At 65.3% G+C, this 15,015-nt stretch carries 14 protein-coding genes and 1 tRNA gene; all 15 read left to right on the forward strand.

All coding sequences use genetic code 11. The features are described 5' to 3' along the window. Positions 1-36: 36 nt before the first annotated feature. The gene (locus tag J2S97_RS19665; protein WP_307051653.1) at positions 37-426 is read left to right on the forward strand and encodes a cytidine deaminase; all 390 of its coding nucleotides are present in this window, start codon (positions 37-39) and stop codon (positions 424-426) included. Further along, complete coding sequence (locus J2S97_RS19670; protein WP_307051618.1) at positions 423-1,745, forward strand: thymidine phosphorylase; 1,323 nt, start codon at positions 423-425, stop codon at positions 1,743-1,745. Before J2S97_RS19665 ends, J2S97_RS19670 begins: the two co-directional genes overlap by 4 nt. 98 nt (positions 1,746-1,843) lie before the next feature. Next, the gene (locus J2S97_RS19675) at positions 1,844-2,476 is read left to right on the forward strand and encodes a DedA family protein (RefSeq protein WP_307051619.1); all 633 of its coding nucleotides are present in this window, start codon (positions 1,844-1,846) and stop codon (positions 2,474-2,476) included. A gap of 152 nt (positions 2,477-2,628) precedes the next feature. Then, positions 2,629-3,357: a DedA family protein gene (locus J2S97_RS19680; protein WP_307051620.1), complete on the forward strand. Its 729-nt coding sequence runs from the start codon at positions 2,629-2,631 to the stop codon at positions 3,355-3,357. Positions 3,358-3,397: 40 nt separating this feature from the next. Next, a complete protein-coding gene (locus J2S97_RS19685; protein ID WP_307051621.1) occupies positions 3,398-4,549 on the forward strand; it encodes an adenosine deaminase in 1,152 nt (383 codons plus the stop codon). Between the two features lie 79 nt (positions 4,550-4,628). After that, positions 4,629-5,249: a MazG nucleotide pyrophosphohydrolase domain-containing protein gene (locus J2S97_RS19690; RefSeq protein WP_307051654.1), complete on the forward strand. Its 621-nt coding sequence runs from the start codon at positions 4,629-4,631 to the stop codon at positions 5,247-5,249. A 122-nt stretch (positions 5,250-5,371) separates the two neighbouring features. After that, positions 5,372-6,652: a phosphopyruvate hydratase gene (gene eno, locus J2S97_RS19695; protein WP_307051622.1), complete on the forward strand. Its 1,281-nt coding sequence runs from the start codon at positions 5,372-5,374 to the stop codon at positions 6,650-6,652. 125 nt (positions 6,653-6,777) lie between these two features. Next, entirely contained in the window at positions 6,778-7,464 is a 687-nt protein-coding gene (locus J2S97_RS19700; RefSeq protein WP_307051623.1) for an FtsB family cell division protein, read from the forward strand. Positions 7,465-7,591: 127 nt separating this feature from the next. After that, positions 7,592-8,293, forward strand: a complete 702-nt coding sequence (locus tag J2S97_RS19705; RefSeq protein ID WP_307051655.1) for a DUF501 domain-containing protein — start codon at positions 7,592-7,594, stop codon at positions 8,291-8,293. Continuing rightward, positions 8,290-9,237: a Ppx/GppA phosphatase family protein gene (locus J2S97_RS19710; protein ID WP_307051624.1), complete on the forward strand. Its 948-nt coding sequence runs from the start codon at positions 8,290-8,292 to the stop codon at positions 9,235-9,237. The genes J2S97_RS19705 and J2S97_RS19710 overlap by 4 nt, the downstream gene beginning before the upstream one ends. Positions 9,238-9,351: 114 nt before the next feature. Continuing rightward, the gene (locus J2S97_RS19715; protein ID WP_307051625.1) at positions 9,352-10,731 is read left to right on the forward strand and encodes a S8 family serine peptidase; all 1,380 of its coding nucleotides are present in this window, start codon (positions 9,352-9,354) and stop codon (positions 10,729-10,731) included. Positions 10,732-10,784: 53 nt separating this feature from the next. Continuing rightward, complete coding sequence (locus J2S97_RS19720) at positions 10,785-12,260, forward strand: NAD(P)/FAD-dependent oxidoreductase (RefSeq protein ID WP_307051626.1); 1,476 nt, start codon at positions 10,785-10,787, stop codon at positions 12,258-12,260. Positions 12,261-12,326: 66 nt separating this feature from the next. After that, complete coding sequence (locus J2S97_RS19725) at positions 12,327-13,271, forward strand: N-acetyltransferase (protein WP_307051627.1); 945 nt, start codon at positions 12,327-12,329, stop codon at positions 13,269-13,271. Between the two features lie 20 nt (positions 13,272-13,291). After that, positions 13,292-13,365, forward strand: a tRNA-Leu gene (locus tag J2S97_RS19730). Positions 13,366-13,590: 225 nt separating this feature from the next. Beyond that, positions 13,591-14,940 (forward strand): ABC transporter substrate-binding protein, encoded by a 1,350-nt coding sequence (locus J2S97_RS19735; RefSeq protein ID WP_307051628.1) that lies wholly within the window; start codon positions 13,591-13,593, stop codon positions 14,938-14,940. Positions 14,941-15,015 lie beyond the last annotated feature (75 nt).

Below are 15,015 nucleotides of genomic sequence, written 5' to 3' on the forward strand. Positions count from 1 at the left end.
AACGACGCGGAAGGCAGTAGGGGGGAAGGCACGGGCGTGGACTGGGCAGCCCTGGAAGCCGCCGCCGTTTCAGCCATGAAGAACGCGTATGCACCGTATTCGAAGTTCGCGGTGGGGGCAGCGGCCCTCACCGCGAACGGCAGGATTGTCAGCGGGTGCAACGTCGAAAACGCCAGTTACGGCCTGACGCTGTGCGCCGAATGCGCCTTGGTGGGCAATCTGCACATGACCGGCGGCGGGCTCCTGCGCGCCTTCTACTGTGTGGACGCCGGCGGCAACATCCTGATGCCGTGCGGGCGCTGCCGCCAGCTGCTGTACGAATTCCGTGCTCCTGACATGGAGCTGATGACAACGCAGGGAATCAAAACCATGGACCAGGTGCTACCCGATGCCTTTGGTCCCCAACACCTGGAGGAACCCCGGTGACACAAACCCCAAGCAACACCGAGGCGTTCGACGCCGTCGACATCATCCGCATCAAACGGGACAGGGGCGTCCTGACCCCGGCACAGATCGACTGGACCATCGACGCCTACACCCGCGGCGCGATTGCCGACGAGCAGATGGCCGCCCTGAACATGGCCATCCTGCTCAACGGCATGGACCGCGCGGAGATCTCGCGCTGGACCGCAGCGATGATCGCCTCCGGCGAGCGGATGGACTTTTCCGGCCTGCGGCGTCCCGACGGCGGCGTGAAAGCGACGTCGGACAAGCACTCCACGGGGGGTGTGGGGGACAAGATCACCCTCCCGTTGGCGCCGTTGGTCGCTGTTTTTGGCGTAGCCGTTCCGCAGCTCTCCGGGCGCGGCCTCGGGCACACGGGCGGCACGCTGGACAAGCTGGAATCGATCCCGGGATGGCGCGCAGCACTGAGCAACGACGAGATGATGGCCCAGCTGCAGGACGTCGGGGCAGTGATCTGCGCCGCGGGTGCCGGTCTGGCTCCAGCGGACAAGAAGCTTTACGCCCTGAGGGACGTCACCGGAACCGTGGAGGCGATCCCGCTCATCGCGTCCTCCATCATGAGCAAGAAAATCGCCGAAGGCACCGGCTCGCTGGTCTTGGATGTCAAGGTCGGAAGCGGCGCCTTTATGAAGGATGAGGCCCGCGCCAGGGAACTGGCCGAGACTATGGTCGCACTGGGCAAGGACGCCGGGGTCAACACGGTTGCGCTGCTGACCAACATGAACACGCCACTGGGGCTCACGGCCGGAAACGCCATCGAGGTGGAGGAGTCCGTGGAGGTCCTGGCCGGCGGCGGTCCGGAGGACGTCGTCGAACTGACCGTCCGCCTGGCTGAGGAAATGCTGGCTTGCGCAGGCGTGCACGACGCCGACCCGCGCGCCGCACTCAAGGACGGCCGGGCCATGGACGTCTGGAACCGCATGATCGAGGCGCAGGGAGGCGACCCCCGGGCCGCCTTGCCCGTTGCCAAGGAATCCGAGGTTATCTACGCGCCGGCCGACGGGGTCCTCGTGGAGCTTGACGCACTGTCCGTGGGCGTGGCGGCCTGGCGGCTGGGTGCCGGCCGGGCCCGCAAGGAGGACCGGGTCCAGGCAGGGGCCGGCGTCAGGCTGCACGCCAAGCCCGGTGCCGTGGTCCGTGCCGGCGAGCCGCTGATGACACTGCTGACGGACACCCCGGAGAAGTTCGGACGTGCCAAGGAAGTCCTCGAAGGTGCCGTTGTGATTGCGCCGGAAGGCTCCCGGCCCGCGCAGAAACTCATCATCGACCGCATCGCCTGACCACGTGATTCTCCCCGGCCGGGGTCCCTGTGGCGGCGCCCCGGCCGCCTTCGGAAACGGCCGGGGAGAAAACGGGTGGCCCCGGCCGTTAGGAAACTGTGCAGGCTATCAACGACTTTATTCTTGCGGCGGCAGGACAGCCCTGGGTCCTCCTTGTGGTGCTGGCCTGCTGCGTGATCGACGGGTTCTTCCCGCCGATCCCCAGTGAGTCGGTGGTAGTGGGCCTGGCAGCCGTGGCAGCAACCGCCGATGTCCCCAACCCCTGGCTGCTGATGCTCGTGGCCGCACTCGGTGCATTCGGCGGCGACAACATCGCCTACCTCATCGGACGCAGGGTAGGCACGCGGCGGTGGCGGTGGATGCGTGGGCCGCGGATGCAGACAGCCTTTCACTGGGCCGGCAACGAACTCAGGAAGCGGCCGGCGTCCCTTGTGCTCGTGGCCCGCTTTGTTCCGATTGGCCGCGTGGCAGTGAACCTCACGGCCGGAGCCACGCAATTTCCGCACTTGCGGTTCGTGGGGCTAACCGTGTTGTCCGCCGCGCTGTGGTCCTCGTATTCCGTAGCGATCGGGCTGTTTTTCGGGCAGTGGTTCGAGGACAACCATCTGCTGGGTGCCACCATTGCCATTGTCTGCGCCATCCTGCTCGGCATCATTGTGGACATCCTGATTGGCCGCTTCCGCGGCCGGCTGCCCGAGGAACCGGCGGAGGAGCCCGCATCAGGTCCCTAGAAAGGGCCCGTGAAAGAGCACAGGCATGGGCACGCGCCCGCCCGGAAGGAGGCTCCAATGAATTGTTTTTCTCTTCCCCGAGCGTAGCGAATCATGCTTCTGACATGCGACACTAAATAGGATTTCCATCACTTCATAGGAGCAGGGCCCGCGTGGAATTTATCAATGAGGCAGTGCTCCATGCCGCAGGCCAATGGTGGATCTATCCCATCCTGCTGGTGTTCTTTTTTGTTGACGGATTCGCGATGGTGGTCCCCAGCGAAACCCTTATCGTCGCCCTCGCTGCGTTCTCCCGGCAGAGCGGCGAACCCAACCTCTGGATCCTCGGTGCCACCGCGCTGGTTGGCGCCATTGCCGGCGACAACATGGCGTACATGCTGGGTCGAAAGATCGGGCTGGAACGGTGGCGCTGGATGCGCAAGCCCAAGGTCCAGAAAGTCTTCGCGTGGGCCCACTATGAGCTGGAGAAGCGCGGCGCCGTCCTGATCTTCACGGCCCGGTACATCCCTTGGGGCCGCGTGGCAGTTAACTATGTTGCCGGCACCACCGCTTTCCCGCACCGTAGGTTCTTCATCCTGGATGCCTTTGCCTGCGTCACCTGGGTGGGCTACTCGATCGGGATAGGCCTGCTGGCCAGTTCCTTCCCCTTGCTCCATGACAATCCGCTGCTCGGCGCCGGCATTGCCGTGGTGTTCGCCGTCATTCTCGGCATAATCATTGACCACCTGCTGCGCTGGTGGCACAAGCGGCTCGGACGGCATGACGCCGAAGTCGTGGACGAGTGGCTGGACGGCGGAGCCGGCACCGCCGCGGAGGCTGTCCACGGCCACAGCACGGTCCTAGCCGCCCCGGCCGTAGATGCCGAGGCAAGGGAAGCCTGACGGCTGGCATTACGCGGCCGCCGACCCTAAGGTGGGAACCGTGACTGAGCCTATTCTTGACGCTGCCCCTGCCCTCGACTTCGACCTCAAGAGCCTCCCCAAGGTATCCCTGCACGACCACTTGGACGGCGGCCTGCGCCCGGCCACCATCATCGATCTGGCGGAAGCGGTTGGCCACACCCTGCCCTCTACCGATCCGGTGGCGCTGGGGGAGTGGTTCCGTGAATCCGCCGACTCCGGCTCGCTGGTCCGCTACCTCGAGACCTTCGATCACACCATCGCGGTGATGCAGACCAAAGAGGGTCTCTTCCGGGTGGCCAAGGAATTCGTCGAAGACCTTGCCGACGACGGCGTGGTGTACGGCGAAGTGCGCTGGGCACCGGAGCAGCACCTGCAGAACGGGCTGACGCTGGATGAGGTGGTCGAAGCCATCCAGGCGGGTCTTGACGCCGGTGTGGACGCCGTCGCCGAAACCGGCCGGGAGATCCAGGTGGGGCAGCTTATCACGGCGATGCGCCACGCGGACCGCGGCCAGGAGATTGCCGAACTGGCAGTCCGTCACCGCAACAACGGAGCCGTGGGCTTCGACATTGCCGGAGCCGAGGACGGCTTCCTGCCCGCCCGCTTCCGCGATGCTTTCACCTACCTTGCCCAGCACAATTTCCCCGCCACAGTCCACGCCGGCGAAGCCGCGGGCCTGGAAAGCATCCAGTCCGCCCTTGTTGACGGCCGTGCCCTGCGCCTGGGCCACGGGGTACGCATCGCCGAGGACATCACCGTCGAATTCGACGACGAGGACTCGGAAGAGGGAGACAACGCCGATGACAGCATCGGCATGGTGACCCTTGGCGAGCTTGCCAGTTGGGTCCGCGACCGTGGCATCGCCTTGGAGATCTGCCCGTCCTCCAACCTGCAGACCGGTGCCATCGCCGGCTTCGGGGAGGGCATTGAAAGCCACCCGCTGGACATGCTTTACCAGATTGGCTTCAACGTCACCATCAACACGGACAACCGGCTGATGAGCGGCGTGACCCTCACCGACGAGTTCGAACTGCTCGTGGAGACCTTCGACTACGATCTCGACGACCTCCTTGAACTGACGCTCAACGCTGCCGAGGCCGCGTTCCTGCCGCTGGAGGAAAAGGAAGCCCTCGTTGAGTACATCAACGACGCCTACGCCAATCTTGCCTAACGACGTTTCGGGCCCGGTCGCCTCCGATGTGGGGGTGTTGCTGGCCAGGATAGCGGCCCTGCGGGAGCACTGCCCCTGGATGCGGGCACTGACGCATGAGTCCCTCGTGGAGTACCTCCTTGAGGAGGCCTTTGAAGTGGCCGAAACAATCGAAACCGGCGCCAGCGAGGCAGAGCTCCGGGGCGAACTGGGCGATGTCCTGCTCCAGGTGGTGCTGCATGCCCGCCTGGCGGAGGAACGTGAAAGCTTCGGCTTCGACGACGTTGTCCAAGGGCTTGAGGAGAAGCTGGTCCGCCGGAATCCGCACGTGTTCCGGCCGGACGGCTCGCTGCAGGACAGCTTCCCGGCCAGCGTGGAGGAGATCGTCCGCAAGTGGGACTCCATCAAGCGGGCCGAAAAGCCGGAACGCGGTGATCCCTTCGAGGGAATTCCGCAGGCGCTTCCGGCCCTGGCCCGGGCCCAGAAGTCACAGGACCGCGCCGAGCGGGCCGGTATCGAGAGTGCCGCGCCCGTCCCTGCAGCGGACGATTTGGTCGGCGCCCTGGCCTCAGAGGAAGAGCTCGGCGAGCTGCTCTTCGGGCTCGCCGCCGCGGCCCGAACCAGGGATTTCGACGCCGAACGCGCCCTCCGCGGGGCCGTCCGGCGTTACCAGGACGGCCACCGAGCTGTTCACCCGGTCACGCCCCGGACGGGATCATGACGTCCGGGTGCTGGATAGGTTTCCGTAACGTGTACCACTCTCGACTACGCTAGTCCCTGACGAGGACGTCGAGTTTTTCCGCTAGTTTCCCAGTAAATCGCTTCACCATAAGGAGCATATTCATGGCGCTTATCGATGCCATCCACGCCCGCGAGATCCTCGATTCCCGTGGCAACCCGACCGTAGAAGTTGAAGTTCTGCTGTCCGACGGCCAGATCGGCCGTGCAGCAGTTCCCTCCGGTGCTTCCACCGGCGAACACGAGGCCGTCGAACTCCGCGACGGAGACAAGGGACGCTACCTCGGCAAGGGTGTCCAGAAGGCCGTTGACGCTGTCATCGACCAGATTGCTCCGGCCCTGACCGGCTTCGACGCCACCGACCAGCGCAGCATCGACCAGGCCATGATCGACCTGGACGGCACTGCCAACAAGGGCAAGCTCGGCGCCAACGCCATCCTGGGCGTTTCCCTGGCCGTGGCCAACGCCGCTGCAGCGTCCGCTGACCTGCCGCTGTACAAGTACCTCGGCGGCCCCAACGCACACGTCCTCCCTGTTCCGCTGATGAACATCCTCAACGGTGGCTCGCACGCTGACTCCGACGTGGACATCCAGGAATTCATGATTGTCCCGATCGGTGCCGAGACCTTCTCCGAGGGCCTGCGCTGGGGCGTTGAGGTCTACCACAACCTCAAGTCCGTCCTGCAGGCCAAGGGCCTCTCCACCGGCCTCGGGGACGAAGGCGGCTTCGCCCCGAACCTGCCGTCCAACCGTGCAGCCCTGGACCTGATCCAGGAAGCCATCAAGAACGCCGGCTACACTCCGGGCAAGGACATCGCCCTGGCACTGGACGTTGCCTCTTCCGAGTTCTTCAAGGACGGTGCCTACCAGTTCGAAGGCAAGGCACTTTCCGCCACCGAGATGAGCGCCTACTACGCAGAGCTCGTGGCCGACTACCCGCTGGTTTCCATCGAGGACCCGCTGGATGAAAACGACTGGGAAGGCTGGAAGACCCTCACCGACTCCATCGGCGACAAGGTCCAGCTGGTGGGCGATGACCTCTTCGTCACCAACCCGGCCATCCTGCAGCGCGGCATCGACACCAAGACCGCCAACTCGCTGCTCGTCAAGGTCAACCAGATCGGCTCCCTGACGGAGACGCTGGACGCCGTGTCGCTGGCCCAGCGTGCAGGCTTCACCACCATCACCTCGCACCGCTCCGGCGAAACCGAGGACACCACCATTGCTGACATCTCCGTTGCCACCAACGCGGGCCAGATCAAGACCGGTGCCCCGGCGCGCTCCGAGCGCGTTGCCAAGTACAACCAGCTGCTGCGCATCGAAGAGGAACTCGACGACGCCGCACGCTACGCCGGACGCAGCGCATTCCCGCGTTTCAAGGGCTAGCATCCAAAAAAACAGCTGACCGGTGGCTATGGTTGAAAGACCATGGCCACCGGTTCTGTTTTGTGCCAAGGACCGGCTCACGGCCAGGGTTGAGCACAGCACGGACCATTCATTACAGGAGTGTCATGGCCACCCGCCGTCCAAAGGTTCCCCGGGCTACGCCCGCGGTGCGTCAGTCCAAGGACGCCGACGACGGCGCTGAAGTCATCCGCGCGGATTTCGGCGCGACTCGGCATCTGCCCGCCGCCGAGGCAAAACCGCCTGCTGCGCCCGGTAAAGCCACCACTGCAAGCCGCCTGGGGGCCTCGGTCAAAGCAGGGGTTGCGGCCGGCAAGCAGGCCGCCGGCCGTCCGCCCGGCAGCCAGGGGCAGGGCCCGTCCACGCGGGCGTCCGGGAAAAATGCCGGGGAAAACCAGGATCCCGTCCCCGCCAAAGCATTTTCCGGCCGGATGCTGGCCCTGGCCGTGGTCATGATTGCCATCACCATCATGCTTGCCCCCACGGTCAAGATCTTTATCGACAAACGGGCCGAGATCGCCGCGTTGGAGGCGGATATCGCTGCGCGGCAAGCCGAACGGGACAACCTGAAACTCCAGGTCTCCCGGTGGCAGGATCCGAACTACGTGAAACAGCAGGCCCGCGACCGCATTAACATGGTTATGCCGGGAGAAACCGGCTACTGGGTGTTTGGCAGCGATCTGCCGGCCGGGACCGCCAGTGGCCAGGCCGGAACAGGATCAGCAGAGGACCCGGCCAACCTGCCATGGGTGGACTCGCTTTGGGAGTCCATCAGGCGTTCGGCAACAGACTAGAGGCGGTGCCCTCCGCCGGCTGTCCCACGGGGCAGCCCCCAAGGGCAGGAAGGCGGCCGCGCCAGTGGACCAGCATGCAGTGGGCGAAAATGCCCTGGACGGGAAACCCGTGGCAGAAGGCACAACCGTGCCGGCTTCCAGCCACCCGTCTGCCCGGGACCTGGACGTCCTGAGTCGCCAGTTGGGGCGTCCCGTACGGGACGTCGTTGAGATCCCGGCGCGCTGCGTTTGCGGAAACCCCCTGGTCGCGGCGACGTCACCCCGGCTCAGCAACGGAACGCCGTTCCCCACCACGTTCTACCTGACCCACCCGGTCATCACCTCGGCTGTGTCCCGCCTCGAAGCCGCCGGCCTGATGAACCGGATGAACGAGCGCCTCGCCGAAGACGCCGAACTCGCCGCGGACTACCGCGCGGCGCACGATGCGTATCTCGTATCCCGGGCGGAGATTGGCGAGCGGTCAGGCATTGGCCCCGTCCCTGAGATTGACGGGATCTCCGCCGGCGGGATGCCCACCCGCGTGAAGTGCCTCCACGTCCTGGTGGGGCATTCCCTCGCTGCCGGCCTCGGGGTCAACCCGCTGGGCGATGAAGCCATTGCCGGCATCAGTGAATGGTGGACAGCGGACCGATGCTATTGCGACGGCGCCTGGGACACCGGGGGAGAGGCGCCCTCACGGGACCTCAGCCGCCACGGGCCGCAGGGGCTCCCTGACATCGTGGGCCGTCCGGCACCGGTACGCAAGACCCAGCGGCACGCTGATAGCAACCACGCTGATAGCCACCACGCTGAAGAGAACACCGAAGACTCCACGGAGGCCGCCCAGTGACCCGAGTTGCTGCCATCGACTGCGGAACCAATTCCATCCGGCTCCTGATCGCCGATGTCGACGGAAACGGAAGCAGCTCCCGGCTCACCGACGTCGTGCGTGAAATGCGCGTGGTCAGGCTTGGCCAGGGCGTGGACGCAACCGGTGAACTCGCGCAGGAGGCCCTCGACAGGACCTTTGCGGCAACGTCCGATTACGCCGGGCTCATCCGTGAGCACGGGGCCGGGAAGGTCCGCTTCGTTGCCACCTCCGCAACCCGCGACGCCCGCAACCGGCAGGTGTTCGTGGACGGCATCCGAGAGATCCTTGGCGTGGAACCTGAAGTCATAACGGGCGATGAAGAGGCGGCCCTTTCCTTTGCCGGCGCCAGCAGCGTCCTGCCGTCCCGGGGCACCGACCCGGTGCTCGTGGTGGACCTTGGCGGCGGAAGCACCGAGTTTGTCCTTGGCGACGCCAGCGGCGTCATCGCCGCCAAATCCGTGGACGTCGGCTGTGTCCGGATGACGGAACGCCATCTTCGCAACGACCCGCCGTCGCCGGAGCAGATCGCTGCGGCGGAGGCCGACGTCGACGCCGCCATCAGCGAGGCAGGACTGGCCGTTCCGCTGGACCGCACCGTCGCCGTGGTCGGCGTGGCGGGGTCCGTCACCACCATTACGGCCCATGCGCTCCGGTTGCCGGAATACTCGCCTGCTGCCATCCACGGTACGGAACTTCCCCTCGGAACGTTTGGCGAAGCCTGCACGGATCTCCTGGAGATGTCCAAGGCCGACCGCGCCGGACTGCCCTACATGCATCCTGGCCGGGTTGACGTCATCGGCGCCGGGGGACTGGTCTGGCGCCGGGTCCTGGAGCGCCTGGCCGAGGTAACGGACGGCAGGATCACTTCGGCGGTGGCCAGTGAACACGATATTCTCGACGGAATTGCCCTGAGTATCAGTTAGCGACTTGGCGTCAGCTAAAGAAGAAGCATCAGCCGGATTCCGTATCCGGCAGGTGCCATGAGACAGCAGCCCGCCACGTGCTGCGCCACGAGATGCAGAGCCGATTGGACCCGAATGACCAGAGCAACAACCCGCTGGGGCCGGACGGCCTCCGCCGTGACTGCGATGGCCCTTGCCGTAGGCAGCCTGGCGACGTCGCTGATTGCGGCGCCGGAGGCCCGGGCCGATTCATGGCGGGACAAGCAGTACTGGCTGGCCGAGTCCGGCATCACCAAGGCGTGGGAAGTTTCCAAGGGCGCCAACGTCAAAGTGGCAGTCATCGACAGCGGCGTGGATGCCAAGCACCCGGACCTGAAAGGCGTGGTTGTCGGGGGGAGCGACGCCTCCGGGGCCGGGAGCGCCGACGGGCAGAAGAGCATCGGGTCAAAGCCTGAACACGGCACGCTGGTGGCAACGATGCTGGCCGGACGCGGCCACCAGCCGCCGAAGTCCACTGCCAGTCCCGCCCCGGGAGCCAAACCGGCGCCCGGCCCGGACGGCATAGTGGGCGTCGCCCCCGAAGCCCAGATCCTCTCGGTTTCCACTTGGCTTGGATCTCCGAATCCCGGAGGAAAGAGTGATCAGGAACAGATTCCCGCCGCGGTCCGCTGGGCCGTGGACAACGGTGCACGCGTGATCAACATTTCCCTGGGCAGCACCTCGCCGGAGTGGCCGCAGAGCTGGGACGCCGCGTTCCTCTATGCCGAGCAAAAGGACGTGGTCATCGTTGCCGCTGCCGGCAACCGTGTGGGCGGCAACGTCCAGGTGGGGGCACCGGCAACCATCCCGGGCGTCCTGACAGTGGCCGGGCTGGACCGGAAGGGCGCCGCGAGCGTCGACTCGTCCTCCCAGGGCATCAGCATCGGCGTGGCTGCGCCGGCGGAAAACCTGATCGGCGGCATGCCCGGAGACGGCTACGCAGAGTGGGCGGGCACGTCCGGAGCCACCCCGATCGTATCCGGCGTGGCGGCGCTGATCCGCTCCAAGTGGCCGGAGATGACAGCCAGCCAGGTCATCAACAGGATTGTTACCACTGCCAAGGACGCGGGTGCGCCGGGCAAGGACCCCATTTATGGTTTTGGCGTACTCAACGCCGAAGCCGCGCTGAAGGATGACGTGCCTGAAACGAAGGTGAATCCGCTGGGCACCGTCGGTGACTGGATCAGGATCCACCGGCGCGGCGAGGCAGCCGCGAGCACTCCCGCCGCGGCGCCCGGCGACAGCCCCACGAGTGCGCCGCCCACCCTGCCCGCCGCCACGATACCTGTGGCAGAGGCCCCGTCACGGCTGGACAGCGCTGTGCCCGCGATGGTGGTAATCGGCTTCGGCCTGCTGTTCGCGGCCATCGTGGCGGGTGCCGCGTTCCAGCTTCGAAGGGCGTCCCGGAATCCCCGTGGTGTTCGCGACGAGCCGGAAACCGGAGTGCTTGACGCGGTGGACTCCGGCGGAACGTAACGGGACGGTTATTAGTTAGTGAAGATTTTCACAAACTACTGTATTCTTAAATCATGGCAACAACCCCACAGCTCCAGGACCGTCCCAGGGTACTCGTCGTCGGCGGCGGGTACGTCGGCCTGTACGTAGCCCTCAAACTGCAGAACAAGATCGCGAATGCCGGTGGCATCGTCACCGTCGTTGATCCGCTGCCCTACATGACTTACCAGCCCTTCCTGCCGGAAGTAGCCGGCGGAAACATTGAGGCGCGCCACGCAGTCGTCTCCCACCGCCAGCACCTGAAGCAGACGGAACTCATCCAGGGCCGCGTCACCTCGATCGACCACGCGAACCGGACAGCCGTGGTTGCCCCGGCCGATGGCGGCCCGAACTTTGAGGTGCCGTACTTCGACGTCGTGATGGCCGCAGGAGCCATTACCCGCACGTTCCCGATCAAGGGCCTGGCGGACAAGGGCATCGGCCTCAAGACCATCGAGGAAGCCGTTGCCCTGCGCAACAAGGTCCTCGAGCGGATCGAAGCCGGTTCCACCATCACCGATCCCGCAGCACGCGCCCGCGCACTCACCTTCGTGGTGGTTGGCGGCGGCTTCGCCGGCATCGAGTGCATCACTGAGATGGAAGACCTGGCCCGCGCGGCGGTCAAGAACAACCCCCGCATCAAGCAGGAGGAAGTCCGCTTCGTCCTGGTTGAGGCCATGGGCCGCATCATGCCCGAGGTCACGGCCAAGCAGGCCGAGTGGGTTGTGGAGCACCTGCGCAGCCGCGGCATCGAGGTGCTGCTGAACACCTCGCTGGACAACGCCGAGGGCTCCCTGAAGCTCATCAACCTTCCGGACAAGACCCCGGCCCAGGAATTCGAAGCGGACACCCTCGTCTGGACTGCCGGCGTGCAGGCCAACCCGATGGTCCGCTCCACCGACTTCCCGCTCGAGCCGCGCGGACGCGTCCGCGTCCTTCCGGACCTGCGTGTCGCGGGTGACGAAGGCATCATTGAGAACGCCTGGGCCGCCGGCGACGTCGCGGCCGTGCCGGACCTCACGGGCAGCGGCCTGCCGGACGGTACCTGCGTACCGAACGCGCAGCACGCCCTTCGCCAGGCCAAACGCCTCGCGAAGAACCTGTGGGCCTCCCGCTGGGACAAGGAACTCAAGGATTACAAGCACAAGAACCTGGGTGCCGTTGCCGGCTTCGGCGAATGGAAGGGTGTTGCCAACATCAACCTCCTGGGTCGCATCGGACTCAAGGGCCCCCTGGCCTGGCTGGCGCACCGTGGCTACCACGGCCTGGCCATGCCCACGGTTGAGCGTAAGATCCGCGTCATCTTCGGCTGGATCCTCGCCTTCATCATGGGCCGCGACACCACCCAGCTGATGGACCTGGACAACCCGCGCGGCGCGTTCGTCGCCGCAGCCGCTCCGGCACCCAAGCCGGCAGCAGCTCCGGCCGCACCGGCCGCTGAAAAGCCGGCAGAGTCGGGCGCCGGAAGCACCAGCCAGCAGAAGCAGACCGTGTCGGCTGACAACAAGTAGCAGGCAGATGCCGTCAACAGCGGCCGTTCCCCCGGGGAACGGCCGCTGTTGCTGTTTAATGGCCCAATGACTGGTGAAAAGGACATTCGGACCCTCTTGGCATCCATCCGCCCCATCCTGCGGGAGGGCGAGTACGTCTATGCACTCTGGCCATATGGCAGGCCGCTTGTTGCCGGCATCGAAGCCGCCGTCCGCGAAGCGGAAGGACTCACGGTGGTGCTGCCGCGTGCCGAGGCGGACAAACTCGGGCTTCCCTACGACTTTGTTGCCGCATGGATCACGCTGGAGGTGCATTCATCCCTGGAGGCCATTGGGCTCACGGCCGCAGTCAGCGCGGCGCTCACGGACGCCCGCATCAGCTGCAACGTCCTCGCCGGATTCCACCACGATCACCTCCTGGTTCCGGTGGCCGACGCAGACCGCGCCCTGGAAACACTCCACGAACTTGCGGCCGAGAGCTCGGACCAGCCTGCGCCCGAACTCGTCCTGCGCAGCGAGCGTCCGGAGGACAGGCCCGCAATCCTGGAGCTGACGGCGGCGGCCTTCTCGGTATCGCCCGCAACCGGGCTTCCGGTTGACGGCGAACCCGTTGAAGTCGGGCTGCTGAAGGAGCTCTTCGACTGCGACGAGTACCTGTCCGAGTTCAGTATCGTTGCCGAACAGGAGGGTGAGGTGGTGGGCCATGTCATCAGCACCCGGGGCTGGGTGGGTGACCTCGAGCTGCTGGGGCTTGGCCCCATCGGAGTGGTTCCCCGGCTGCAGCACCACGGCATCGGCAGTGCACTCATGCAGGAGACCGTATCGCGTGCCAATGCTGCGGGGGAGAGGGGGATTGCCTTGCTGGGCAGTCCGGAGTACTACTCCCGCTTCGGGTTCGTGCCGTCGGTCTCGTTGGGCATCGAACCGCCGGAGGTCGGATGGGGCGACCATTTCCAGTTGCTCCCGCTCGCCGTGTGGCCAGGAGGTGTCCACGGGAGGTTCCGGTATGCCGGACCCTTCGAACGGCTCTGACGGGATATCATAGACCGGGCGCCCCAGTAGCCCAATTGGCAGAGGCAGCGGACTTAAAATCCGCGTGTTGTGGGTTCGAGTCCCACCTGGGGTACTTTCCTTTTTCGACGCGCCGTCCTTCCGTGCGCCCGGTTTCGGCTGGAACCTTCCGCGTCTCCCCGCCTCCGCGCTGTGGTTTCCCATATGCAACGACTGTTATAAGGATGTGACCATAGTCACTTATGTTCGCGGGAAAATTGCACTAGCTTGAAGTTAAATCAGGAACACCTGGTAATTCGCATCAAAGGCCGTTCGCACCTTTCGATCGAGGAGACTCTCAATGATTTCACTCCCCCAGGCGGCGCCCCGAGTCGCTAAGCTCACAGCGCTTAGCATCGGCGTCGCCCTTCTGGCTACGGCTTGTGGCGGCTCGTCCACCCCGAGCCAGACAGGCGCCACCACCCCGGCAGCCTCCGGCATCGCCTGCCCGGCACCCAGCGCCACTGCAGGCAGCACTACTGCACCAGGCGCCGGCGGCTCGGTTCCCGCCTCGACCACCACAACCGAAACACCGCTCAAGATTGGTTCGCTCCTGCCGACAACGGGGTCGCTGGCGTTCCTCGGCCCGCCCGAAATTGCCGGTGTCAACCTTGGCATCAAGGAAGTCAATGACGCAGGTGGCGTACTGGGCAAGCCCGTCGAGGTGATCCACCGCGACTCCGGCGACACCAAGACGGACATCGCCACCCAGTCCACCACGGCGCTGCTAGGAAGCGGCGTCAGCGCAATCGTCGGTGCTGCTTCATCGGGCGTTTCCAAGACCGTCATCAACCAGATCACGGGTGCCGGCGTTATCCAGTTCTCGCCGGCGAACACGTCCCCGGACTTCACCACCTGGGATGACAAGGGCCTCTACTGGCGCACGGCGCCTTCGGATGTGCTGCAGGGCAAGGTCCTCGGCAACTACATGGCGACCTGTGGTGCACAGACCGTGGGCATGATCGTCCTGAACGATGCCTATGGCACCGGTCTGGCGAAGAACGTCAAGGAAGCCTTTGAAGCTGCCGGCGGCAAGGTTGTCGCCGAGGAGCTCTTCAACGAAGGCGACTCGCAGTTCAGCAGCCAGGTTGACAAGGTCATCGCCGCCAAGCCTGACGCGATTGCCCTGATCACCTTCGACCAGGCCAAGAGCATCGTTCCCCTGATGACCGGCAAGGGCGTCAAGGCAACCCAGATGTTCATGGTGGACGGCAACACGTCGGACTACAGCAAGGACTTCCAGGCGGGCACGCTGAAGGGAGCCCAGGGCACCATCCCGGGCACGTTCGCCAAGGACGACTTCAAGAAGAAGCTGCTCGCCATTGACCCGGCCCTGAAGGACTACAGCTACGCTGGCGAGTCCTACGACGCCGTCAACCTGATTGCACTGGCAGCCGAGGCCGCCAAGAGCACGAAGGGCACCGATATCGCCAAGCAGCTCAAGGCGGTCTCTGAGGTCGGCGAGAAGTGCAACGACTACGCATCCTGCGTCACGCTGCTCCGCAACGACAAGGACATCGACTACGACGGCCAGTCCGGTCCGGTGACCTTCTCAGACGCCGGTGACCCGACGGAAGCCTACATCGGCATCTACGAGTACCAGGATGACAACACCTACAAGCCGTCCAAGGAAGAATTCGGCAAGCTGTAAAGCCGCCTTAACCTAGACAGCACGAAAGCCCCCGTCCAGCCGGACGGGGGCTTTCTGTTGCCTGAGCCGCTGGTT

It is taken from the genome of Arthrobacter oryzae, assembly GCF_030812315.1.
In the GTDB taxonomy this organism is placed as follows: domain Bacteria; phylum Actinomycetota; class Actinomycetes; order Actinomycetales; family Micrococcaceae; genus Arthrobacter; species Arthrobacter oryzae_B.

Bases quoted from the DNA above. Each gene is read 5' to 3' on its own strand.
- J2S97_RS19690 (WP_307051654.1), top strand. From the start codon at position 4,629: ATGCGGGCACTGACGCATGAGTCCCTCGTGGAGTACCTCCTTGAGGAG.
- eno (WP_307051622.1), top strand. From the start codon at position 5,372: ATGGCGCTTATCGATGCCATCCACGCCCGCGAGATCCTCGATTCCCGT.
- J2S97_RS19700 (WP_307051623.1), top strand. From the start codon at position 6,778: ATGGCCACCCGCCGTCCAAAGGTTCCCCGGGCTACGCCCGCGGTGCGT.
- J2S97_RS19715 (WP_307051625.1), top strand. From the start codon at position 9,352: ATGACCAGAGCAACAACCCGCTGGGGCCGGACGGCCTCCGCCGTGACT.
- J2S97_RS19720 (WP_307051626.1), top strand. From the start codon at position 10,785: ATGGCAACAACCCCACAGCTCCAGGACCGTCCCAGGGTACTCGTCGTC.
- J2S97_RS19725 (WP_307051627.1), top strand. From the start codon at position 12,327: ATGACTGGTGAAAAGGACATTCGGACCCTCTTGGCATCCATCCGCCCC.
- J2S97_RS19735 (WP_307051628.1), top strand. From the start codon at position 13,591: ATGATTTCACTCCCCCAGGCGGCGCCCCGAGTCGCTAAGCTCACAGCG.